General features: G+C 68.4%; 23 protein-coding genes and 2 tRNA genes. 20 read left to right on the plus strand and 5 right to left on the minus strand.

Annotation, left to right across the window (positions count from 1 at the left end; translation table 11 throughout):
- Window positions 1-92 precede the first annotated feature (92 nt).
- The 13 genes from purS to ACQ260_RS16975 all read left to right on the plus strand — a co-directional run bounded on the left by purS (window position 93) and on the right by ACQ260_RS16975 (window position 13,001).
- On the plus strand, window positions 93-365 hold the full coding sequence (gene purS, locus ACQ260_RS16915; RefSeq protein ID WP_432560643.1) for a phosphoribosylformylglycinamidine synthase subunit PurS: 273 nt from the start codon (window positions 93-95) through the stop codon (window positions 363-365).
- Window positions 362-1,045 (plus strand): phosphoribosylformylglycinamidine synthase subunit PurQ, encoded by a 684-nt coding sequence (gene purQ, locus ACQ260_RS16920; protein ID WP_432560644.1) that lies wholly within the window; start codon window positions 362-364, stop codon window positions 1,043-1,045. Before purS ends, purQ begins: the two co-directional genes overlap by 4 nt.
- Window positions 1,046-1,116: 71 nt before the next feature.
- A complete protein-coding gene (locus ACQ260_RS16925) occupies window positions 1,117-1,743 on the plus strand; it encodes a DUF3592 domain-containing protein (RefSeq protein WP_432560645.1) in 627 nt (208 codons plus the stop codon).
- A gap of 88 nt (window positions 1,744-1,831) precedes the next feature.
- On the plus strand, window positions 1,832-4,099 hold the full coding sequence (purL, locus tag ACQ260_RS16930; protein WP_432560646.1) for a phosphoribosylformylglycinamidine synthase subunit PurL: 2,268 nt from the start codon (window positions 1,832-1,834) through the stop codon (window positions 4,097-4,099).
- A gap of 124 nt (window positions 4,100-4,223) precedes the next feature.
- Complete coding sequence (locus ACQ260_RS16935; RefSeq protein WP_432560647.1) at window positions 4,224-5,378, plus strand: hypothetical protein; 1,155 nt, start codon at window positions 4,224-4,226, stop codon at window positions 5,376-5,378.
- Window positions 5,379-5,507: 129 nt separating this feature from the next.
- Window positions 5,508-6,050 carry an RNA polymerase sigma factor gene (locus ACQ260_RS16940; RefSeq protein WP_432560648.1) on the plus strand — a complete coding sequence of 181 codons (543 nt, stop codon included), beginning with the start codon at window positions 5,508-5,510 and terminating at the stop codon, window positions 6,048-6,050.
- The gene (locus ACQ260_RS16945) at window positions 6,047-6,787 is read left to right on the plus strand and encodes a hypothetical protein (RefSeq protein WP_432560649.1); all 741 of its coding nucleotides are present in this window, start codon (window positions 6,047-6,049) and stop codon (window positions 6,785-6,787) included. Before ACQ260_RS16940 ends, ACQ260_RS16945 begins: the two co-directional genes overlap by 4 nt.
- A 20-nt stretch (window positions 6,788-6,807) precedes the next feature.
- Window positions 6,808-8,136 (plus strand): dipeptidase, encoded by a 1,329-nt coding sequence (locus ACQ260_RS16950; protein ID WP_432560650.1) that lies wholly within the window; start codon window positions 6,808-6,810, stop codon window positions 8,134-8,136.
- On the plus strand, window positions 8,129-8,737 hold the full coding sequence (locus tag ACQ260_RS16955) for a DnaJ family domain-containing protein (RefSeq protein ID WP_432560651.1): 609 nt from the start codon (window positions 8,129-8,131) through the stop codon (window positions 8,735-8,737). Before ACQ260_RS16950 ends, ACQ260_RS16955 begins: the two co-directional genes overlap by 8 nt.
- A 303-nt stretch (window positions 8,738-9,040) precedes the next feature.
- Entirely contained in the window at window positions 9,041-10,522 is a 1,482-nt protein-coding gene (purF, locus tag ACQ260_RS16960; protein ID WP_432560652.1) for an amidophosphoribosyltransferase, read from the plus strand.
- Entirely contained in the window at window positions 10,515-11,597 is a 1,083-nt protein-coding gene (gene purM / locus ACQ260_RS16965) for a phosphoribosylformylglycinamidine cyclo-ligase (RefSeq protein WP_432560653.1), read from the plus strand. The genes purF and purM overlap by 8 nt, the downstream gene beginning before the upstream one ends.
- A gap of 165 nt (window positions 11,598-11,762) precedes the next feature.
- Entirely contained in the window at window positions 11,763-12,011 is a 249-nt protein-coding gene (locus tag ACQ260_RS16970) for a DUF3073 domain-containing protein (RefSeq protein WP_432560654.1), read from the plus strand.
- Between the two features lie 6 nt (window positions 12,012-12,017).
- The gene (locus tag ACQ260_RS16975) at window positions 12,018-13,001 is read left to right on the plus strand and encodes an alpha/beta hydrolase (RefSeq protein ID WP_432560655.1); all 984 of its coding nucleotides are present in this window, start codon (window positions 12,018-12,020) and stop codon (window positions 12,999-13,001) included.
- Window positions 13,002-13,083: 82 nt separating this feature from the next.
- Here the strand turns inward: ACQ260_RS16975 and ACQ260_RS16980 are convergent, their stop codons facing one another.
- The 5 genes from ACQ260_RS16980 to ACQ260_RS17000 all read right to left on the minus strand — a co-directional run bounded on the left by ACQ260_RS16980 (window position 13,084) and on the right by ACQ260_RS17000 (window position 16,420).
- Window positions 13,084-13,479 carry a VOC family protein gene (locus ACQ260_RS16980; protein WP_432560656.1) on the minus strand — a complete coding sequence of 132 codons (396 nt, stop codon included), beginning with the start codon at window positions 13,477-13,479 and terminating at the stop codon, window positions 13,084-13,086.
- 23 nt (window positions 13,480-13,502) lie between these two features.
- Complete coding sequence (locus ACQ260_RS16985; RefSeq protein ID WP_432560657.1) at window positions 13,503-14,249, minus strand: fructosamine kinase family protein; 747 nt, start codon at window positions 14,247-14,249, stop codon at window positions 13,503-13,505.
- A 57-nt stretch (window positions 14,250-14,306) separates the two neighbouring features.
- Window positions 14,307-14,383: transfer RNA gene (locus ACQ260_RS16990), tRNA-Phe, on the minus strand.
- Between the two features lie 42 nt (window positions 14,384-14,425).
- Window positions 14,426-14,499, minus strand: a tRNA-Asp gene (locus tag ACQ260_RS16995).
- A 127-nt stretch (window positions 14,500-14,626) separates the two neighbouring features.
- Window positions 14,627-16,420 (minus strand): arabinofuranosyltransferase AftB family protein, encoded by a 1,794-nt coding sequence (locus ACQ260_RS17000; RefSeq protein ID WP_432560658.1) that lies wholly within the window; start codon window positions 16,418-16,420, stop codon window positions 14,627-14,629.
- Between the two features lie 112 nt (window positions 16,421-16,532).
- Here ACQ260_RS17000 and ACQ260_RS17005 point away from each other — a divergent pair, with 112 nt between their 5' ends.
- The 7 genes from ACQ260_RS17005 to ACQ260_RS17035 all read left to right on the plus strand — a co-directional run bounded on the left by ACQ260_RS17005 (window position 16,533) and on the right by ACQ260_RS17035 (window position 23,363).
- Window positions 16,533-16,850, plus strand: coding sequence for a rhodanese-like domain-containing protein (locus ACQ260_RS17005; RefSeq protein WP_432560659.1), 318 nt, complete (start codon window positions 16,533-16,535; stop codon window positions 16,848-16,850).
- A 1-nt stretch (window position 16,851) separates the two neighbouring features.
- Complete coding sequence (locus tag ACQ260_RS17010; protein WP_432560660.1) at window positions 16,852-17,613, plus strand: HpcH/HpaI aldolase family protein; 762 nt, start codon at window positions 16,852-16,854, stop codon at window positions 17,611-17,613.
- A 1-nt stretch (window position 17,614) separates the two neighbouring features.
- A complete protein-coding gene (locus ACQ260_RS17015) occupies window positions 17,615-18,520 on the plus strand; it encodes a PfkB family carbohydrate kinase (protein ID WP_432560661.1) in 906 nt (301 codons plus the stop codon).
- A 336-nt stretch (window positions 18,521-18,856) separates the two neighbouring features.
- Window positions 18,857-19,171 (plus strand): hypothetical protein, encoded by a 315-nt coding sequence (locus ACQ260_RS17020; RefSeq protein WP_432560662.1) that lies wholly within the window; start codon window positions 18,857-18,859, stop codon window positions 19,169-19,171.
- Between the two features lie 149 nt (window positions 19,172-19,320).
- Window positions 19,321-20,253 (plus strand): cupin domain-containing protein, encoded by a 933-nt coding sequence (locus tag ACQ260_RS17025; protein WP_432560663.1) that lies wholly within the window; start codon window positions 19,321-19,323, stop codon window positions 20,251-20,253.
- Window positions 20,250-21,242: a ferredoxin family protein gene (locus tag ACQ260_RS17030; RefSeq protein WP_432560664.1), complete on the plus strand. Its 993-nt coding sequence runs from the start codon at window positions 20,250-20,252 to the stop codon at window positions 21,240-21,242. Before ACQ260_RS17025 ends, ACQ260_RS17030 begins: the two co-directional genes overlap by 4 nt.
- A gap of 69 nt (window positions 21,243-21,311) precedes the next feature.
- A complete protein-coding gene (locus tag ACQ260_RS17035) occupies window positions 21,312-23,363 on the plus strand; it encodes an acyltransferase family protein (RefSeq protein ID WP_432560665.1) in 2,052 nt (683 codons plus the stop codon).

The following is a 23,363-nucleotide window of genomic DNA, read 5'->3' on the forward strand; positions in this document are numbered from 1 at the left end:
CGACAAGCCACACCCCACCCGGAGGTTCCCCTCACGTCAACAACCCCACGCTGCTACCAACGTCTTGGCCGGATACAACTAGGATCCCGGTCATGGCACGTGTCGTCGTCGAAGTGATGCCCAAGCCCGAGATCCTCGACCCGCAGGGCAAGGCTGTGACCAGCGCGCTGGCTCGCCTGGGCTTCGACGGACTGCAGGTCCGCCAGGGCAAGCGGTTCGAGATCGAGGTCGATGGCGAGATCACCGACTCCGTGCTGGCGCAGGTTCGCGAGGCCGCGGACACGCTGCTCGCCAACACCGTGATCGAGAACTTCGAGGTCCATGTCGAGGAGCAGGCGGTCGCGGAAAAGGCGGAGAACAAGTGACCGCCAGAATCGGCGTCGTCACCTTTCCGGGTTCGCTCGACGACGCGGACGCCCTGCGCGCGGTCGAGCTGTGCGGGCTGCAACCGGTGCCGCTATGGCATGCGAACGATTCCATCGACGACGTCGACGCCGTGATCCTGCCCGGTGGCTTCTCCTATGGCGACTATCTCCGCTGCGGTGCGATCGCCCGGTTCTCGCCGATCATGGCGGACATCATCAAACGCGCCGACCGCGGCCTGCCGTTGCTCGGCATCTGCAACGGGTTCCAGGTCCTCTGCGAGGCCGACCTGCTGCCGGGTGCCCTGATCCGCAATACGACGCAGACCTTCGTCTGTCGTGACCAGAAGCTTCGCGTGGAGACCAACGACACGGTGTGGACGGCGGGCTGCGCTCCCGGTGATGTCATCACGATCGTGCTCAAGAACGGCGAGGGCAACTATCAGGCCGATCGCGAGACGATCGCCCGCATCGAGGGGGAGGACCAGGTCGTCTTCCGCTACGTCGATGGCAACCCCAATGGCTCGATCAACGACATCGCGGGAATCACCAACGATCGCGGCAACGTCGTCGGTCTCATGCCCCACCCGGAACACAACGTGGACGAACTGACCGGCCCGAGCACGGATGGCCGGAAGGTGTTCAGCAGCATCGAAAGGTTCCTGACCGCGCGCGTCGGCTGAGCCACGTCACTCCGACCGGCTGCCGAATCGGCTGAGCACGGCCTCTGGGGCGTGCTCGTATGCTCGTGATCGTGCGAGTATTCCGGACCGCAGGCATCGTCATGCTCGTCCTGGCCATGCTGGCCGCCGGCGCCCTGGCTTGGAGCTTGCGCCCGGGGCGGTTCGACGGCTGGATCGAGACGACGGGCACCGTCGTCGCGCTTGATCGGCACATCTCACGGGACAGCGATGGGGACCGGAGGGTTACCTATGCGTTGGTGGTGGAGTACGCAGACGAGGACGGGGCCCTGTCCACGGGCGTCTCGTCGATGCGCACCAGCAACCCGAAGCCGGTCGGGGCCACCGTGTCGGTGAAATATCCGCCCGGTGAGCCGTGGAAGGCGCAATTCGACGATGAGGGCACATGGTTCGGGGTGCTGTTCTTCGGGATCTGGGCGGGGGTGCTCGGAATTCTCGGGACGGCCTTCACGATCGTCGGAGTCAAGGCCCGAGATCGGTGGACCCCACTGCGGACCGCAGACTCTTCCGGGCGACGCCCGGTGCCCGATGGGGAGGACACGAGTGAACCGACCGGCCCGCTGGGCTCGTCCGGTCCCGGCGACGAGCCGGCGAAGTGGCCCCTGCTGCCGCCGAGCCCGTCCGGTTCGGGCGACGAGCCGGGGGAGTGGCCCCTGCTGCCGCACTCCGACGATCGCTGACACACCGGCTCGGTCCGGCGCTCGGCCCGGCCCCCCGGTGGGCGTGAGCGACGGCGTCGCTAGGAGCGTTTCGCGATAACTTGGCGCGGTGGCCGACACCGTTGAGCATGCCAGGCAAACCCCGCAGATCGAGCAGCCGTGGGCCGAGCTCGGGTTGCAGCGGAACGAGTACGACCAGATCCGCGAGATCCTGGGCCGACGCCCCACCGGGGCCGAACTGGCGATGTATTCGGTGATGTGGTCGGAGCACTGCTCCTACAAGTCCTCCAAGGTGCACCTGCGCAAGTTCGGCGAGCTCGCCCAGGCGACCCCGCGCGGCAGGATGCTCGCCGGGATCGGCGAGAACGCCGGCGTGCTCGACATCGGGCAGGGCTATGCGGTGACCTTCAAGGTCGAGTCCCACAACAGCCCCTCCTTCGTCGAGCCCCACCAGGGTGCCGCGACCGGTGTCGGCGGCATCGTGCGCGACATCCTCGCGATGGGCGCGCGACCGATCGGCGTGATGGATCCGCTGCGGTTCGGGCCTCTCGACGCCGCGGACACCAAGCGCGTCCTCCCCGGGGTCGTCTCCGGCATCGGCAGCTATGGCAACTGCCTGGGGTTGCCGAACATCGGTGGTGAGGTCGTGTTCGACAAGAGCTATCTCGGCAACCCGCTCGTCAACGTCCTCTGCGTCGGGGTGCTGCGGCACGAGGACCTCCACCTGGCGCACGCATCGGGTGTGGGGAACAAGGTGATCATGTACGGCGCGGCCACCGGCGGCGACGGGATCGGCGGTGCCTCGATCCTGGCGTCGGAGACGTTCGACGACTCCAAGCCCACCAAGCGGCCGAGCGTGCAGGTGGGCGATCCGTTCATGGAGAAGCTGCTCATCGAGTGCACCCTCGAGCTGTTCCGCGCCGAGCTCGTCAACGGCATCCAGGACCTCGGCGCGGCCGGCATCTCCTGCGCGACGTCCGAACTGGCATCGGCGGGCGACGGCGGCATGCACGTCGAGCTCGACCTGGTGCCGCTGCGCGACTCGACGCTCTCGCCCGAGGAGATCCTCATGAGCGAGTCCCAGGAGCGGATGATGGCGGTCGTCGAGCCCGCGAAGGTCGACCAGTTCATGGAGATCTGTGCCAAATGGGACGTCCCGGCGACCGTGATCGGCGAGGTCACCGACACCGACCGGCTGATCATCGACTGGCACGGCGAGATCATCGTCGACGTCGACCCCAGGACCGTCGCCCACGAGGCCCCCGTCCACGAGCGGCCCTATCACCGGCCCGGGTGGATCGACGCCGTGAACGAGAACTCGGCCAACAAGCTGCCGCGGGACAACTCGCCGGAGGCCCTGCGGGCGGCCCTGCTGACGATGGTCGGCTCGCCCAACCTCTGCGACAAGTCGTGGGTCACGGATCAATACGACCGCTATGTCCGCGGCAACTCCGTTCTCGCCCAGCCCGAGAACGCCGGCATGCTCCGCATCGACCCCGAGACCAACCTCGGCATCGCGCTGTCCACCGACGTCAACGGCCGCATGTGCTTCCTGAATCCCTATCTCGGGGCGCAGCATGCGCTCGCAGAGGCGTACCGCAACGTTGCCACCACCGGCGCCGAACCCGTCGCGATCACCGACTGCCTCAACTTCGGCTCCCCGGAGGACCCGAACGTCATGTGGCAGTTCGTCGAGGCGATCCTGGGTCTGGTGGACGGGTGTCGGGAGTTGGGTACGCCGGTCACCGGCGGCAACGTCTCCTTCCACAACCAAACCGGTGGGACGGCCATCCTCCCGACGCCGACCGTGGGCGTCCTCGGCGTCATCGACGATGTGACCAGGCGGACCCGGATGGCGTTCGCCGATCCCGGGGACGAGATCTGGCTGTTCGGTGAGACCCGCGAGGAACTGTCCGGCTCGGTGTGGGCCGACGTCCTGCACGACGGTCACCTCGGGGGCATGCCCCCCAGGGTCGACCTCGGCCATGAGAGGCGGCTCGCCAAGGCGATGATCGAGGGAGCCCGGGACGGGCTGTTCCGCTCGGCTCACGATCTCGCCGACGGCGGCCTGGCGCAGGCGCTGGTCGAATCGGCGCTGCGCCGGGGCTTCGGTGCCCGGATCGAGTTGCCGAGCGGAGACCCGACCGTGCAACTGTTCAGTGAATCCACCGGCCGCGTGCTGGTCTCCGTGCCGGGCGAGCAGGTCGGGGCATTGCGCTGGCTCGCCCAGAAGCACCGGCTGCCGATCAATCGTCTCGGCACCGTGACGAGCGCCGGCGAGTCGGCGGCGCTGTCGGTGAAGGGCCTCTTCAGGGTGCCGTTGACCGAGCTCCGGGCCGCTTGGACGACGACGATCCCTGCGGCGATGAACTCCTGACCGAACGCGGGCTGAGGAGCCGCTCCCCGAGCCGAAACGTGACCCTCTTGTGACCCGCAGACTGGACCTTTTCGGGGTGCTCCGGGCGACTACGGAGTGAAGGTACATCCGAAAGGACACGGAGATGAAACGCCCGCTCCGAACCACAGTCACACTGACCCTCGCGGCCATCGCCATCGCCGTGGCCGCGCCGATCGCGGTCGCCGCGCCCACCCCCGAGCCGATGCCCACGGAACCCCCGACGTCCACATCGGCAGACGTCAATCTGCGGGCGACGGCCACGGCACCCACCTCGGCAACGGGCACCGCGACGATCACGGTCACGGGCGTGCGTCCCGGGGACCGGGTCGAGGCCGGCGCCGAACGCACGGTGCCGGGTGGCACCGCCTCGCGCCTGATCGCCCGGGCCGATGCGAACGGTCGAGCCACGATCACCGTCCCCGCGCCATCCGATGGGTGGGAGGCGGAGACGCAGTACAGCTGGTGGGCCATGGCCGTCGACCGCGGCACGGTCGACCGCGGTCACTTCACCACCGGCACCTGGCCCGGCGGCGGTGCTCCGGTCCGGGCGCAGCTCGAGGCACGGGTCGCCTTGCCCGAGAACCGCACGGCCCCGGTTGTGTTCACCGTGACCGGCGCGAAGCCCGGTGCCACGGTTGAGGCTGGGCTCGGCCGCAGCACCCAGCACCAGCCGGACGGCGCGGGTTCGGCCACGGCCGACGCCAACGGCCGCGCGGTCGTCACCGTGCCACCGGATGTCAACGGTTGGCAGGCGAACGGGCGCTATGTCTGGTACGCAGTCGCCGAGGCGCACGCCGCCGGCGGCACGGTCAACATGCCCGACTGGCCCGGCGCGCCGAAGCCGTCGCCGGCACCCGACGCGATCAGGATCGTCGAACAGGAGGGGTTCACGGTCGAGGGATTCCCGCCAACCGGCCCTCGCGAGATGCTGAAGTTCATCGTCTACGGCACGCGGGACGCCACGGTCGAGGCGGAGGTCGGTCGAAACCTCGACGCAGGCCGGGAGACCACCACGATCGCCCACACCGATCGTGACGGCATGCTCATCCTCAATATTCCGGCGCCCCCCGGCGGTTGGCTCCCCGGCACCGTCTATCAGTGGCGCGTGCGCGGCACGGAGTTGGGCGCTGATGCGTACGCCAACGGCACCTTCACCGCGCCCGACTGGACGGCGGCACCACAGCCCCCGCGGCGCGATCCCGGACAGCCGACCAAGCCCCGCGAGACAAGCGGAGGACTGGCGAAGACTGGCGTCTGAAGGTTGCCGGAGCCACTCCGCGTGCCAGAATCGGACGGACCCGTGGTGGGAACGGAAGGGTTGACTGTGCCGCACGAATCGACCGGGGGGACCTCTCTGGTCCCCCCGGATCGTGTCTTGTGGGATGCCATGCGCGATGGACAGGAAGCAGCGTTCACCGCGCTTTTCCTGCGCCACAGCAAGGCCGTCTACAACTTCGCCTTCCGGACGACGTCCTCCTGGAACCAGGCGGAGGAGGTCACGCAGAGCACGTTCACGACCCTGTGGCGGCGGGCGTGCGACGGTCGCGTCGACCCGCTCGAGCGCGAGTCTGCGCTCCCGTTGTTGTTGTGGATCGCCCGCAACGAAGTGCTCAACATCGTCCGCAACCGGCAGCGTCGCCTGCGGTTGGTTCGCAGGGTCACCGACGAGCCGTGGACCGACACCGACAACGTGTCGGCCTGGACGGCCAAGGAGGCGGGCATGGCCCGCGTGAACGAGGTGCTGGGTCGGTTGCCCGAGCCGCAACGTGCCGTGGTCGAACTCGTGGTGTTCGGTGAACTCGACCTCGCCGAATGCGGGCATGCCCTCAACATCCCGCTGGGCACCGTCAAGTCGCGGCTGAGCCGAGCCAGGAAGAAGCTCGCCACCACCGAGATCGCAGCCCTGCTGAGCGGAGGTGAACCGGCATGAACCGCGACGAGTTGGACGACCTCCTGGAACCCCGCGACCTGCCCGACCGGCACGGAATGCTCCGCGACGTGTTCGCCACCGTCTCCGCCGAGCGCGCCGACGGCCGGGCCGACCCGCGTGGTTTCTCGGATGCGCACCCGGATCAGTTCAGTGCGAGCGCGTTCCGGCGGGTGAGGAGCACGCCGACGCGCCGCTGGCTCCAGTTCGCCGCCGCGGCGGCGATGGTCGTCGTGCTGGGTGGCGTCGGCTGGATGGTCGCCCGGACGAACCTCGGCGCCGAGCCGGGAGCAGTCCCCGCGCCGACGGCCACGTCCCGGCCGGATCCGGCCTCGGGTGCTGCCGCATCGCCCAGCCCGCCGCGTACCCCCACGCCCACCGCAGCACCCACCCCAACCACAACCGCCCGCGCGACCAATCCGCCCGCCGTCACCGTTGTCGGCACGCGGGTGGGTGAGAACGTGCTGTTCGTGACTTATCGCATCTGCTCCGGCACCGGCGTGGCAACGCTGACCGGCCCGTTCGTCGATCACGATGCCGACGTGGAATTGCCCCCCGATCTGCCCCCGCGGTTGGGAGTGGCGGAATCCCTCGGCCCCGAGGAGTGCGTGCTCCGTGCGGAGGTGATTCCACGGCCTGCCGGCCCGGTCAGCGGGCGGCTGGACGTGCGGATCGGGTTCGGGGCGGGCACACCGGAGAATCAGTACACCGCCTATTACGGGGACCTGTACTCCGGCTGACGCCTATTACGCTCGCTCCCATGAGTGATGTCCTCGCCGCGGTCGACCGCGTGCTGCCGTCCGTCCGTGCCGACCTGGAGCGACTGGTCGCTATCCCGTCGATCAGTTCCGATCCCGCGCACGCGGCGGATGTGGAGGCGAGCGCCTCGTTCGTGGCGGACCGGTTGCGTGAGCTGGGCGGAGCGGTCGAGGTGGTCAATGAGGGTGGGAAACCGGCGGTGATTGGGCGCTTCGATGGTCCCGAGGGTACGCCGACGGTCACCCTCTATGCCCACCACGACGTGCAACCCGTCGGCGATCCTGCGCAGTGGACCTCGGGGCCGTTCACGCCGACCGAGCGCGGTGAGCGGCTGTTCGGGCGCGGTGCCGCGGACGACAAGGGCGGCTTCGGCGTGCATCTCGCGGCCCTGCGGGCGTTTGACGGCAGGCCGCCGGTCAACGTGGTGGTGTTCGTCGAGGGCGAGGAGGAGATCGGTTCCCCGTCGTTGCCCGCGATCTTCGAGCGGCACGGGGACAAATTGGCCTGCGACGTCTTCGTCATCGCCGACTCCGGCAACTGGGCCCAGGGCGAGCCCGCGTTCACCACGACGCTGCGCGGGATGGCGGAGCTCTATGTCGAGGTCGCGACGCTCGACCACGGGCTCCACTCCGGTCAGTTCGGCGGGCTCGTGCCCGACGCGCTGCTCGTGCTCACCAGGATGCTCGCCGGCCTGCACGGCGACGACGGCACGGTGGCCGTCCGGGGGCTGGTGCGCGCCGAGGGTCCGGCGCTGGACTATCCCGAGGACCGCCTGCGCGCCGAATCCGGGATGCTGCCGGGTGTCGAGTTCATCGGCACCGGGTCCGCGGTCTCGCGGATGTGGACCCAGCCGGCGATCACGGTGATCGGCATCGACACAGTGCCGGTCGACAAGGCGTCGAACACCCTGCTGCCGCGGGCGCGGGCGAAGCTCAGCATCCGCATCGCCCCCGGCGACAGACCCGAGCGCGCCCAGGCGCTCGTCGCGGATCATCTCCGCGCACGCATCCCTTTCGGCGCCCACGTGACGATCACGCCGGGGGAGAGCGGGCCGGCGTCGACGATGGCGTTGGAGGGAAGGTACGCGAAGTTGGCGCGTTCCGCGTTCACCGAGGCGTGGGGGCGCGAGCCCGTCGAGATGGGCATGGGCGGGTCGATCCCGTTGGCGGGGATGTTCCAGGAACTGCATCCCGGCGCGCTGGTGCTGGCGAGCGCGGTGGTGGATCCCGAGTCCCGGATGCACTCGACCGATGAGTCGCTGCACCTCGGGGATTTCGAGAAGGCCTGCAGGGCGGAGGCCCTGTTCCTGCAGCGGTTGGCCGATGAGTGACGAAGAGGAACGCCGGCTGAGGAGCGCCGAAGGCGCGTCTCGAAGCCCCGAGTCGCCGATCCCGGAAGGGGCCGACCCTTCGGGACGCGCTGCGCGCTCCTCAGGGATCGGTCCGTCGGAGCGGCGCTCAGGGATCGGTCCTTCCGAGAGTCGCTCAGGGACCGGTCCGTCGGAGCGGCCGAAGCGCCGCGGCCCCCGCGGCTATCGGGTCCCGGTCTTCGAAGGCTGGATCGACCGGCAGATCCGTGAGGCGATCGAGCGGGGTGAGTTCGACAACCTCCCCGGCGCGGGCAAGCCGATCCCCAACCTCGACGAACGCGACGAGAATTGGTGGATCAAGGGCAAGCTCGAACGCGAGGGGATCAAGCCGCCGCTGCCGAACGCCCTGGCCCTGCGGCGTGAGGTCGAGGAGATCCAGCGGACGCTGGCGGATGTGCGCACCGAGACGGAAGCGCGCGAGATCATCGACGACCTCAACGAGCGGGTCCGAGAGCTCTATCTCTATCGCGACCGCGGTCCGTTGATCGTGGTCCGAACGGTCCCGGTCGAGCCGACGCTGGAGGAATGGCGTCGTCGTCGCAGCACCACTGGTGACGCTTGAACTTCGCTCGGGACATTGGACTTCGCTCGGGACATTGGACTTCGCGCAGACGAGTGCCGACACGCAGACGCCGTTCTGCATTCGCGCCTGGATGTCACAAGTGCCGACCCCGACACGAGTGTCGCGCCGGCATTCGTGACATCACGGCAGATGTGCAGCAGGTCCGCGGCGTGTCCGGCTCCGGGCGCACCCTCCGGAGGGTGTGCTCCCCGCACGCGGTTCACTGCGCGGCCAAGCCCAGGGGCCATCCGTGGGAAAGCGCTAGCATGGCCGGGTGCCCCGCTCCGAGAAGAAAGTGTCGCCATGGTGCGCCCGGACGGCCGGCTGACTCACGAGCTGGACCCCCAGGACCGAGGCCCCCAGGACGCCTGTGGTGTCTTCGGGGTGTATGCACCGGGTGAAGAAGTCGCCAAGCTGACCTATTTCGGTCTCTACGCGTTGCAGCATCGCGGCCAGGAGTCCGCCGGCATCGCGGTGTCGAGCGGGCGCCAGATCATGGTGTTCAAGGACATGGGCCTGGTGTCCCAGGTCTTCGACGAGGCCACCCTCAACTCGCTCCAGGGACATCTCGCGATCGGGCACACGCGCTATGCCACCACCGGCGCGAGCGTGTGGCACAACGCCCAGCCCACCTTCCGGTCCAGCCGCGACGGCGGCATCGCGCTCGGGCACAACGGGAACCTGACCAACACCGACGAGCTGGAGGCCTGGCTGGCGGAGCGGGCCAACGGGGCGGATGTCCCGCACAAGGAGCGCATGGACTCCACCAACGACACCTCGCTGGTCACCGCGCTGATGGCGTCCTTCAGCGACCTCGACACCGAGGCTGCGGCGCTGGAAGTGCTGCCCAGGCTGGTTGGGGCGTTCTGTCTCGCCTTCATGGACAACGACACGCTGTTCGCTGCCCGCGACGCCCAAGGCGTGCGGCCGCTGTCGATCGGCCGTCTGGACCGCGGTTGGGTGGTCGCGTCGGAGACGGCGGCGCTCGACATCGTCGGCGCCAGCTATGTCCGGGACGTCGAGCCCGGTGAACTGGTGATCATCGGCGCCCACGGCGTGCGGTCGGTGCGGTTCGCGACCCCGCAGCCGAAGGCTTGTCTTTTCGAGTACGCCTATCTCTCCCGCCCCGACACCCTCCTCAACGGTCGCCGCGTTCACAATGTCCGGGTCAAGATCGGGAAGCTGTTGGCCCTCGAGCACCCGGCCGAGGCGGATCTGGTCATTCCCACCCCTGAATCGGGCACGCCGGCCGCGATCGGTTATGCGGCGCAATCGGGCATCCCCTATGGCCAGGGCTTGGTCCGGAATGCCTATGTGGGGCGTACGTTCATCCAGCCGAGCCAGACCATCCGCCAGCTCGGCATCCGGCTCAAACTCAACCCCCTCCGCGACGTCGTCGCCGGCCGTCGGTTGGTCGTGGTCGACGACTCCATCGTCCGCGGCAACACGCAGCGACAGGTCGTCGCCATGCTCCGTCAGGCCGGCGCCCGGGAGGTGCACGTCCGCATCTCCGCGCCGCCGGTCGAGTGGCCGTGCTTCTATGGCATCGATTTCGCGACCCGGTCGGAGTTGCTCGCCCCCGGGATGAGCGTCGACGAGATGCGCGCGGCCATCGGCGCGGATTCCCTCGGTTTCCTGTCCCTGCCCGGTCTGATCCAGACCACCCACAAGCCCAGTGACGAGTTGTGCCGGGCGTGCTTCGACGGTGAATACCCCATCCGTCTGCCCGCGCCCCAGCAGCGGGAGCTGCAGCCCATGCTCGAGGAAGAGGACGACGATGACTGACCCTGCGAGTGCCACCGGCGAGGCCGCGCTCAGCGCCTATGCCCGCTCCGGCGTCGACATCGAGGCCGGTGACCGAGCGGTCGAACTGATGAAGGCCTCGGTTGCCCGGACCAAGCGTCCCGAGGTGCTCGGCGGCCTCGGCGGCTTCGCCGGCTTCTTCGACGCTTCCGCCCTCGCCGCCTATCGTCACCCGGTGCTCGCGACCTCGACGGACGGCGTCGGCACCAAGGTCGCGATCGCCCAGGCGATGGATTCCCACGACACGATCGGTTTCGACCTCATCGGGATGCTGGTCGACGATCTCGTGGTGGTGGGTGCCGAGCCGTTGTTCGTGACCGACTACATCGCGTGCGGACGGGTCGTCCCTGAGCGGATCGCCGCGATCGTGAGCGGGATTGCCGAAGCCTGCGTCGTGGCCGGCGCCGCACTGCTCGGTGGGGAGACCGCCGAACACCCGGGTCTGCTCGGTCCCGACGAATACGACATCGCAGGTGCCACGACGGGGGTGGTCGAGAAGGACCGGATCCTCGGAGCCCATCGGGTCCGCGCCGGCGACCGGCTGGTCGCGATGGCGTCCTCCGGCCTGCACTCCAACGGCTATTCGCTGGTGCGGCACGTGCTGCTCAACGAGGCCGGCTGGGCACTCGACCGCGATGTGGCAGAACTGGGCAGGACCCTCGGTGAGGAACTCCTGGAACCCACCCGTGTCTATGCCCAGGACTGCCTTGAGCTCGCGGACACCGTCGCGGTGCGCGCGATGAGCCACGTCACCGGCGGCGGTCTCGCCAACAACTTGGCCCGCGTGCTGCCCGAGACGCTCACGGCCACGGTCGATCGCGGCACCTGGCAGCCCAGTCCGATCTTCCGCCTGGTGCAGGAGGTCGGTCGGATCTCGCAGCCGGACATCGAGGCCACGCTCAACATGGGCGTCGGCATGGTGGCCGTCGTGGCGCCCGAGGACGCCGACAAGGCAGTGACCCACTTGCAGGGTCGCAGCATCGACGCCTGGATCATCGGTGAGATCCAGGACGCTCCCGGCGGCACGGTCACGATGGTGGGTGAGCATCAGGGCTGACCCGCATCCGTCCCTCAGCCACACGTTCAACGCCCTCGGCAACACGCCGCGGGGTGTCGGACGCATCTTGGATGCGGACGGTTCATTGGGTAACCTGTCCCCACGACATTAACCAATTAGTGCCGCGGCTTGACCGCGAGCTGACATGCGAGGGGGTCGACCCATATGGGGCGCGGCCGTGCAAAGGCGAAGCAGACCAAGGTGGCTCGCGAGTTGAAATACCGTTCGATCAACACGGATTTCTCCTCGCTCGAACGCGAACTGCGTGGTGAACCCGCCGTCTTCGATGACGACGACCACACCGATGAGGTGGATCACTCTGATATCCCGGACGCATATGCGGATCTCGCAGCGCGCTACGAGACCCTCGATGACGATTACGACGATTACGGGGATCTCCGCAAGTCCGGCTGACCCCTGGTGACCCAACGCGAGTGGCAACCCGACCTTCTGGTCGGGTTCGAGCAATGCCTGCTTCCGTTGGAGCGTCGGTCCGACAATCTCGGCGGTGACCCCGAAACCGGATTCGGCGCGGTGCTGGTGCGATCTGTTGAACGACCGCACACCGGCCGCGCCGTTCTCTATGTCCACGGTTGGAACGACTATTTCTTCCAGCGGCACGTGGCCGAGTTCTGGGTCGATCGGGGCTATGCCTTCTATGCCTTGGACCTCCGCCGTTATGGCCGGTCCTGGGTCGAGGGGCAGCTGCGGGGATTCACGACCGATCTGTCGGAATACTTCGAGGAGCTCGATCAGGCCGTCGTCGAGTTGAACAGTGAGCACGACGAGCTCGTGCTCATGGGCCACTCGACCGGCGGCCTGATCGCTGCGCTCTATGCGCACGAACGACCCGGCGTCTTCACGACCCTCGTGCTCAACTCGCCCTGGCTGGATCTCCAGGGTGGACCGCTGGCGCGTGCATTGGGACCGGTCATCAAGACCCTCGGCGGTCAACGGCCGACCACGATCATTCCGCCGTCGGATGCGGACTTCTATCGCCGCACGATCCATGCGAGCGAGGGCGGCGAGTGGGACTATGACTTGGGCCTCAAGTCAGCGGCTGAAGCGTTGATCCGAGTCGGGTGGCTCAAGGCCGTTCTGCAGGGCCATGCCCGGATCGCCGAGGGGCTCACGATCCAGTGCCCCGTGCTTGTCCTCGCCTCCGCACGGTCCGATTTTTCGCGGAAGTGGTCGGAACAGCTGAAGGCCGCGGACGTCGTGCTCGACGTCGAGCAGATCGCCAAGCGGGCGGTCCGGCTCGGTCCGGTGGTGACCGTCGTGCGGATCGAGGACGCACTCCACGACGTGTTTCTGTCGCCACCTGCGGTGCGTGACCGCGCGTTCGCGGAGATCGCGCGGTGGCTTCGGGCGTACGCGCCGGTCGAGCAACCAGCCACGCCCTGACGAACTAACGGGGGTTTCAGGCTGTGAGTGGATTTGGTGGGGTCATACCCCCACCTAGTTCACACACGAGCTGAAACCCCACTTATTTCGCGTCCATGTCGGGTTGGTGCAGGCCGAACACGTTGCCCTCGCTATCGAGGAAATAGCCCTGCCACGCCATACCGGGCAGCGCATGCTTCGGCAGCGCAACGGACCCACCCGCTGCCAGGATCTTCTCCGCCGTCGAGTCGAAGTTGTCCGTGCCCACGGTCAACACGGCACCGTTCACCGGCGCACCCGGGCCTGCCCCCTGGCTCCGGCGCGGCATGATCGCGCCGTTGATGCCGAACGCATCGTCGCCGGTCGTCGCGCCGAAATAGGGGAGGCCGGCGTACTCCGACCAGTCGTCGAGCGACCACCCCAGCGCCTCGCGATAGAACTCCACGGCGCGGGTGACGTCATCGGCATGGATCTCGAAATGGATCGGGCGCAATCCCATGGCACTGCCTTCTCTCGTGACTGTCAGTACTGAGCAGCGGCGTGTGCTGCCTGTGTGCCATAGCCTGATCCGAAGAGCACCGCGTGCACAAGCAGCGGATGCAACTGGTGCAGCGGGATCAGGGCCTGCCAGCCGGGCTCGAGGGGCGCGGTGTCCGCGTACCCATCCAGCACCGCACCCAAGTGCGCCAGTCCGAACAGTGCGAGCATCGCGAGGTCGGTGAACGGGTGCCCGCCGTGCGCGGCCGGGTCGATGAGCGTCCAGGTGCCCGTGGTGGTGAGCACGTTTCCCGACCACAGGTCGCCGTGGATCCGCGCCGGCACGCGATCATCGTCGAACTCTCCGGCCTCCAACCGCTGACAGAGGGCCTCGATCACCGTGTGGCTCCGGGCATCCAAGCTCCCTTCGTCGCGCGCCCGGTCGGCGAACGGCCGGACCCGATGGCGTGCATAGAACGCGCCCCACGTCGGTTCGGTGCGGTTGGTCTGGGGGAGGGGGCCGATGTACGCCTGCGGTCCGGTCCCCGGCGGCGGGGCACCCCACCCGGGCGCACCCGCGGCGTGCGTGCGCGCCAAGTCCCGGCCGAACCGGGCCGCATCCTCGGCGGTCGGCCGACTCGGCGTCAGGCGCTCGAGGGTGAGGTGGTGTTCGCCCGCGTCGAGAACCCGGACGACCCGTGCGCCGCCGGCATCGGCGAGCCAGCGCAGGCCCGCCGCCTCGACGGCGAAGAATCCCGGCGGTGCGGAGTGGTCGCGTTTGGTGAACTCCATGTCGACCATTCAACCGGGCGCGGAAATGAGAAATGCCGCCCGGAGGCGGCATTCACGTGGTGGCCAGGGCCGGGATCGAACCGGCGACCTCTCACTTTTCAGGCGAGCGCTCGTACCAACTGAGCTACCTGGCCATGATTTGCAAAAGCGGTGATGCTTTCACATCACCGCTCTCGCGACCCCGACGGGACTCGAACCCGCGACCTCCGCCGTGACAGGGCGGCGCGCTAACCAACTGCGCCACGGGGCCTGGTTCCCGGGGGATCCGGGCCCTTGCTGACTTTCACCAGCGACGAGAACTATAACGCGACTCCCCGACGCTGCAAAATCGACGGGTTCGCGTGGACAGCAGCTTGCCCGACCAGCCGCCGTTCGCCTCACCAACCGGGCGCCCACCCGCACAGTTCCTTGCGGGCAGTCGCCGGATCGGCGGGGAACGTGAAGAACGTCAGGCGGGGGGAGAGGCGCACGTTCGCCCAGAACTTTTCCTCGGTCAGCTCCCCGCTGATGGCGTCCTGCAGCACCGCGAGGTCACCGCACTGCAGGGCCAGGCGGGCGTGGGTGATCCGATCCGGTTCGTCGATGCGGAAACGGGCATAGCGGGCGACCCGCCATGCGTCGGGTCGTTCGGCGTGTCCGACCCGGGTGTCCCCGACCAGCCGAGGATCGAAGACGGAATGCGACGTGATGCCGTCGGACAGAGCGAGTTTGTCGACCACCGTGACCTCCGTCCCCGCGGCGATCGAGATGATCCCTAGGTTCTGGACCGCGATATAGACGCCTTCTCCGGTCGCGGAGTCCAGCCGCACAGAGCCGTTGTCGTAATAGCTCCAACCGGCCTCGTGGTCCCAGCGGGCCCGCGTGCCGACTTGGCCCAGACCGCCGGCCAGCCAGTCGGCACGGGTCAGCAGGTCACCCGTGATCGTGTGGGCGGCCCAAAATTCTCGCTCGTTGGCGATGCCGTCGTCGCTGGCAGCGTCCGTGTAGGGCGTCCGTGCACTCGAGGCAATCGCCACCGCCCACCCCGCGACGAACGCCGTCGCCACCAGCGCGAGCTGGCGCCACGCGATCGTGATGCCGACCACCGCCGCCGGCATGAGGACCGCGAAGGTGTCCGGCAGCAGAAAGCGGGCGTGCATGAAGTCGCCCCCGACGCGGACGATGTATGCCACATGCATCGCCGCCCCCAGCAGCGGTGCGCCGACCACGGCCCAGCGGGCCTGGCCGCGGGTGCGCCAGGCGTACGTCATGTGCAGCCCCGTCCCGAGCGCCCCCACCACCAGCGGGACCATCAGGACATAGAGCCCCGCATAGTCGACCAGATAGATCAGCCCCTGCTGCCAACGAGTGTCGGTCGCATCCTTGGCGAGGGCCGTGTTGGGGACCAGCGCCGCATAGAAGCCCATGCGGAAGACCTGGTACGCCGCCGGCACCGCCAGTGCCAGCACCAGCGTGATCGGCCAGTCCCACCAGCGCGACCACCTGAGTCGGCTGGACATCAGCAGCCCAACCGCAAAGAGGACCGAATAGAGCGCGAAGTCCGGCCGCACCAGGGGGCCCAGACCGATCACGAACGCCGGCCACAACGGCCACCAGGCCGGTCGCCGAGCCCCGTCCTCATGCGCCCGGCGGGCCCCGTCCTCGTGCGCCACTGCCCGGTGGGCCAGCATCCAGAAGCAGCCACCGAGCCAGGCGAACGACAGCCCGGTCTCCAGCCCGGACGTGGTGAAGTCCCACATCGGGGGCAGGGCGGCGACGGCGAGCATCCCGACGGGGACATACATCACCGGTCGTCGGCTGCGGAACAGTTGGCCGGCGCCGAGGCTGGCGAACGTCATGCCCGCGATCGTGAGGATCCAGCCCATGACCGCGCCGGTGACCTGGGGCTCGACCGAAGGCAGAACGTACGCCCCCGCCAGCAGGAAGCCGAACCACAGCGTGGAGGTGGTGACCTCGACACGTTCTCCGGCGTTGTAGACAGGGCCGTTGCCGGCGAGGACCTGCTCCACGACCCGAATGTTGATCCAGCCGTCGTCGGAGATCCAGCGTTGATGCCAGCCCAGGAGCGCGACCATGATGATCGGGGCGGCGCAGGCCGCATTCGTCGGCGTGAACACCATCCGGAGAGCCGCGTGCGCACGCGTCAGGTGGGGTGCCCAGCGGGACGACATGGCGGACATCGTAGGTGAGTCCCCGTGTCGGCGTCCGCCGACGCTGCCCAGCGGGCCGGCCCACCGCCGCAAGCGCTAATCTGCTAGCACTGGCGCCGGTGGAGGGGGAGTTGTGCAAGAGACCACGATCGCCGAGTTGGCAGACGCTCGCGCTGCGGGTGTTGTGCTGATCGATGTCCGGGAAACCGAGGAATACGTCGAAGGTCATGTGCCCGGCGCCATCCATATTCCTTTGGGGCTGCTGCCCTACCGTCTCGATGAAGTGCCGGATGGTGACCCGGTCTATGTGATCTGCCGAAGCGGCGCCCGCAGCCTGCGCGGCGCCGAGGTGCTGGCGGCGGCGGGGCGAAACCCCTTGTCGGTGGCCGGTGGGACGATGGGTTGGATCGAAGCGGGGCATCCGGTGGTGACGGGTGTTGAAAGGGACTGAAATGAACTCCAGGGTGCACGAGGCCTGGGCACAGGGGCGACCCGCCCGCGGGGCGTTCCTTTTCACGAGGCTCGATCCGGTCGTCATCGAGTCGATCGCGCACCTGTACGACTACGTTGTCGTCGACCTGCAGCACGGACTGTGGGATCTCCACATGATGATCAACGCCATCCGTGCCCTTCAGCCTGGACGGGCGATGGCGATCGTCCGCGTCCCATCGCTGGACAAGGGCCTCATCGGCCGCGCGCTCGACGCGGGAGCGATGGGCATCATCGTCCCGGGCGTCGAGAGCGCGGAGCAGGTGCGGGCCGCGGTGACCGCGTGCCGTTATGTGCCCGGTGGCGAACGCTCCTACGGGCCGATCGGTGCCATGGTGCGCTATGGCCTGGACTATGTCGACACCGCCAACGACCGGGTGCTCGTCATCCCGATGATCGAGACCAGGACGGGACTCGAACGGGCCGACGAAATCTGCGCGGTGCCCGGTGTGGACGCCATCTATGTCGGGCCCTTCGACCTGTCGATCAGCTTGGGCGGCCAGCCGACCAAGGCCGCTGTGGAGGCACTGGCGCCCACGCTGGAGCGCGTCGCCAAGGTCGCGAAGAAGCACGGCGTCGTGGCCGGCATCCACGGAACCGTCCAGCCATGTGAGACCTATCACGAGATGGGCTTCGACCTGATCACCGTCGTGACCGACTTCGACATCCTCACCTATGGCTTCCGCCGGGCTGCGGGTGTCGAGGAGGGCGAGACGGGGTACTGACATGACGCCCCCTCACGGACCTCGCGTGCTGTGCGCGGGGCTCGTGACGCTCGACATCATCCAGACCGTCGACCAACTGCCCCGCAGCAACGTGAAGCAGCGGGCGCTCGGGTTGTCCGTCGACTTCGGTGGGCCCGCGGCGAGTGCCTGCGGGGTTGCGGCGGGCTTGGGCGCTGCGGAGGCCCGACTCCTCACGGCGATCGGCCATGGACCGGTCGCGGAAGCGGTCAAGACCTATCTCCGACGCGCCGGGGTGGTGGCGGTGGATCTTGCCGGTCGGGAGGTGGAGGAGGCATTCGGGGCCTCAACAGTGCTTGTGGAGCAGGACTCCGGCGATCGCGCCGTGGTGTCGACCAACGCCGCCGATGTCCCACTGCTGCTGGACGCCGTTGAAATCGGACAGGCCGACGTCGTGCTCCTCGACGGGCACCGCATGGAGTTGTGCCTCGCGGTTGCCCGGGCCGCCCGGGCCGCCGGGAAGCCTGTCGTGTTGGACGGCGGGTCCTGGAAGCCGGGGACGGCCGAGTTGCTGCGGTTGGTCGATGTGGCGGTCGTTTCCGAGGACTTCGTCGCACCGGACGAGTCGTTGGCGGCGCTGATGCGACGGTGTGGGGTGTACGCCTTCGGCCAGTCGCTCGGACACCGGTCGTGGACCCTGGACGTCGCTGGGCAGCGCCATGTGATCGACGTGGTCGAGGTGCCTTCGGGCGAGATGGTCGACACCGTGGGCGCGGGTGATGTGCTCCACGGGGCCCTGGCGTTCGCGATCGGTCAGTGGGGGCTTGATCGCGTGGTCGACGCCTGCCGGTTCGCCAGCGAGAAGGCCTCCGATTCGTGCCGTGGCATGGGCGCGCGGGGCTGGTTGGCCGGTCCTTCCGGGAGGAAGGAGCCGGGCCTCACCTTTTGACCCGCGGGGCGGGTCAGGACGCGAGGGCGGCGATGCACTTCCCGGGAAGCACTTCCGGGAAGTAGGGAGCCGGGCCTCACCTTTTGACCCGCGGGGCGGGTCAGGACGCGAGGGCGGCGACGCACTTCCGGGAAGGAGGGAGCCGGGCCTCACCTTTTGACCCGCGGGGCGGGTCAGAACGCTAGCGCGGCACCCCACTTCCTTGAAGCGACTGTCGGGGCGAACAACCTGGGCGCCCACCTGTCGACATGTGCCCCTTGAATGCTCAGCAGTGAGCCACAAGACTGAGCGCAGAGGCGCCTCTTGGCGTCGCCAATCGACACAAAGGAGTTTCCAATGACCGAATTCCTCGATCCCGACCACGAGAAGGAAGGCGACGTCGCCGGCGACTTCACCGATCCTGCTGCTGACCCGGTGTTCGGCAAGGGCGACGGGGGCGCCGACGGCAGTGCAGCCGGTGACGGCGATGCCGGTGCGGATCAGGGTGCCGATGGTGACGCCGGTGCGGACCAGGGTGCCGATGGTGACGCCGGTGCGGACCAGGGTGCCGATGGTGACGCCGGTGCGGACCAGGGTGCTGACGGCGACGCGGGGGCCGACGGCGACGCTGGGGCCGACGGTGATGCCGGGGCTGACGGGACCGCGTCCTGAAGCTCGAGTTCGATCCCATCCCTCCGGCCACCCATCACCACTCGGCGCTGCACTGGCTTATCGGGCTGACACCGCAGGATTTCGCCGAGCGGTGGTGGGGTCGGGAGGCGTTCTTCGCTCCCGCGCGGCAACGAGCAGCGTCGAGATCGGTGAATGGCGCCCCGGACACCGTGGCGGATGGTTCTGCTCCGCGTCCGGCGGGCTATCCACCGCTGTCCTCGGACCAGGAACTCTTTTCGCTCGGCGCCGCCGAAGAGTTGATCACGCGCCGGGGTTTGCGCACTCCGTTTCTCCGCATGGTCAAGGACGGGACTGCGCTGCCCAGGGCACGGTTCACCTCGGCCGGCGGGGTCGGCGCCACCATCGACGACCAAGTCGACGACGCGAAAGTGCGGCAGCTCTTCGCCGGCGGCGCGACCGCCGTGCTCCAGGGGCTGCACAGGACCTGGGCGCCGATCAACGAGTTCGTCCGTGCGCTCGCGGTGGAGTTGGGCCACTCGGTGCAGGCGAATGCGTACGTCACTCCGCCGGCTAACCAGGGCTTCTCCGCTCACTATGACGTCCATGACGTGTTCGTCGTGCAGGTGCACGGTGAGAAGGAATGGCACATCCATCGGCCCGTGCACGAGCACCCGTTGCGGGACGAGCCATGGACCTCGCGAGCGGGAGAGGTGCGCGAAGCCGCCGCTCAACCCGCGGATCTCACCCTCACGCTCCGCCCGGGTGATGTCCTGTATCTCCCTCGCGGCTTCATCCACTCGGCCCGCGCACTGGGCGGCGTCACCGTCCACCTCACGCTCGGCGTGCACAGCTGGACCCGTCACCACCTCGCTCATGCGCTCACCAGTCAGGCACTAGCGACCGTCGCCAAGGACCCGTGGGTGCGATCGTCGCTGGACCCGGGGGTTACGGTGGGGGACACCTCGATGGTGACCGCCGACATCGCCCGAGTGCGCACGGAGTTGGTGGCGGCGCTCCAGCAGATCCCGGACGCCGACATCGCCGCTGCCATGGCCACCCTGGCAGCGGACAGCATGCGCCCGGGCCCGACGCCGGTCTTCAGCGAAGGAGTCGAGCAGTGAACAAGCCCCAGTTCCGGTGTTCCGACGATGCGCGGGAGCGTGGGGATCGCTATGTCGGCACCGCGCCCCCGGCGAAGCAGTGGTTTCTCGTCGAGCAGACGGGAAACTGGGGCGCCAGCGCCTGGGAGGGCCTCGACCTCGAGCACGACGAGAAGGAAACGCTCGAGGAACTGCTCGAGGACGCCGGTGCCCGGCTCATGCTCATCCGCCGCCCTGCGGTCGAGACGCATGCCGATGCCGCCCGACCGTCCGACAGTTCCGGAACTGCTCACGGGACCCGCCGCTGGTGCGTCATAAGGACGGCCGACGGAGCGCAGCCTCAAGTCGTGTGGGGGAGCGCGGCGAACACGGCCGAACTCGTGGCTGCTGCCCAGCTCTTCGCCGAGCCGACCAGCGAGGTTCCCGGCATCGACGCCGCCGATGCGGACGGGTCCGGCTCCGGCACCACTGCGACGAACGAACCCGAAATCCTCCTCGTCTGCACCCACGGCCGCAAAGACGTCTGCTGTGCCGTGCGCGGGCGACCTGTGGCCGCCACCGCCGCACGGTTGTGGCCGGTCGCGACTTGGGAATGCACCCATACCGGCGGTGACCGGTTCGCCGGCAACCTGATCGTCCTCCCAGACGGCGCCTGCTATGGCGGGCTCGATCCCGAGGACGTCGAGCCGGTCGTGACCGCGCACGTGGCAGGCCGGGTCGATCCCGCACATCTCCGAGGGCCGAGCGGATATCCGAACCACGTGCAGGCGGCGATGGTGGAGGCGTACGCGCGGTTCGCGCCCCTCGCGTTCGACGCCGTTCGCCCGGTCTCGGCCACAGGCTCGCCGGATGCCTGGACCGTCCGCCTGGCGGTGCGCGGGGTGGGCGAAGTCGAGGTGGCCGGGCACACCCAGACGACCGCGCCGGAATTCCTCACCTGCAAGGCTGACATCCGCAAGGTGATGCGCCTGCCGATCGTCGACACCGTGCAGGTGACGGCCGAGGCCTGATGGGCGCGCCCCCGCCGGGGAAGCGAAGACGCGGGCGAATGAAACGCTGACCGGCTTCCTGGCCGGTCCTTGCCTATCCTTGCGAGACCAGGAGAGGAGCGGACCCTGACCGAGACGGCACCACAGCAGCGCACCCCCCACCGCACGGACATCCACGGCCTCCGGGGCCTGGGGATCGTCCTCGTGGTTGCGTACCATCTGTGGACCAACGGCCGCGTCTCCGGCGGTGTCGACGTCTTCCTGATCATCTCGGCCTATCTCATGACCGGCTCGATGGTTCGCAAGGGCAGGGCATTCCGGGTCGTCACCTTCCTCATCCAGCGCTTCCGGCGATTGGTGCCGCAGGCAGCGATCGTGATCGCCGCGACGCTGGCGGTCGGATGGTTCTTCCTGCCGCCGACACGTCAGCCGACGCTGATGCACCACGCGCAGAGCTCGCTGTTCTATATCGAAAACTGGACACTGATCGAACAGGCGGTCAACTACACGGCCGTCGATCCAGGTGGCGTGAGCCCGTTCCAGCACTATTGGTCCCTGTCCATCCAGGGCCAGGTCTTCGTCGTGTGGCCGCTGCTGTTCGTGGCGTGCCTGTTCATCGCCTCCCTGTTGAAGGCGCGGCTCAAGCTGGTGCTCGGCGTCGTGTTCGGCGCGATCACGGTGAGCTCGTTCATCTATGCGCAGTTCGGGATCGCGGCGGATCGCTCGGCGGCGTACTTCGACACGTTCGCGCGGGTCTGGGAGTTTTCCCTGGCTGCGCTCATCGCCCTCGTGCCGCGGCTGAAAATGCCGCGCGGCGTCGCGATCCCGCTGGGCTGGGCGGGGCTCGGCGCCGTCGTGGCGACCGGCTTCCTTGTGGGCCGCGAGCCCTTCCCCGGACCGGTGGCGCTGCTGCCGGCGCTCGGCGCGGCCGCGGTGATGGTGGCCGATCTGAATGCGGAGGACAAGCGGGATGCGGCGTACTGGCTCTCGCGCCGGCCCGTGACCTTCGTCGCCAACCGGGCCTACGGCCTCTATCTGTGGCACTGGCCGGTTTATGCATACTTCATGTCTCTCACCGAGACCCACACCACCCGGCTCGGGATCGGTGGGAGCGTCCTCGTGCTCACGGTATCCCTCGTGCTGGCGGACCTCTCCACCCGACTCGTGGAGCGCCGCTTCCACCGGCTCGAGGTGCTGTCCTCGAAGCGCGGCGCACTGTCGGCGATCGCCGTCTTCGTCATCATCGTGGTCGGTCTGGTTGAGGGCATGACGCGCGTGCTCGACCAGAACGTCGCCCGGACCGCGGCGGGGGACAACCCCGGCGCGCTCGCCGTCACACCCGGCGCACCCGCGACGCCGACGGTCACCGCGGAGGCACCCGTCCGGGGCGCTGCCCCCGGGGATTCCGTCATCGCCGGGGACTGGCCGCACACGACCGCCCGTTGTGTGCTCGATCCGATGCCCCCGGTGTTCGAAGGCGGCAACTGTTATGAGATCCGTCCAGACGGGGAACCGACCCGCACGGTCGTCCTCATCGGCGACTCACATGCCTGGCAGTGGTCCACCGTGCTGGTGCCGATGGCCGTCGAACGTGGCTGGCATCTGATCATGCCCAATCACCCGCGCTGCCGAATCACGCACGCGAACCCGTGGAGCAACGAGATCTGTCTGGAATACAGCCGTCTCGTCGTCGAATGGATCGTTCAGAATCGTCCGGATCAGGTGGTCACGGTGGGCTCGCGGGCGCAGGCCGCGGGGCCGGAGTTGGAGGTGGAGACGTACGCCGACGCGATCCGGCCCGTCGTCGACGCCGGCATCCAGGTCGTGAACATCCGCGACAACCCGCGGTGGACGTTCAACATGCCCGATTGCGTCCAGCGCTGGGGCACGACAAGCGAGCGCTGCACGGCACCGCGGCACGAGAAGCTAGCCGACGAGTGGCCGCGGGCGTCCCTCGACGGCCTGCCGAACATGGCCTATCTGGACTTCACCGAACTGCTCTGCCCCGGTGGCCCCGATGCGCCCTGTCCGGGGGTGCTGGGGAATGTGTACGTCTATATGGACGACAACCACATCTCCCGCACCTATGCGCTCACGATGCGCGAGGAGTTCGAGGCGCAGTGGGACGCGGCGGTGCGCTGA

The sequence above is a fragment of the Ammonicoccus luteus genome, from assembly GCF_050880385.1.
Classification (GTDB): Bacteria; Actinomycetota; Actinomycetes; order Propionibacteriales; family Propionibacteriaceae; genus Enemella.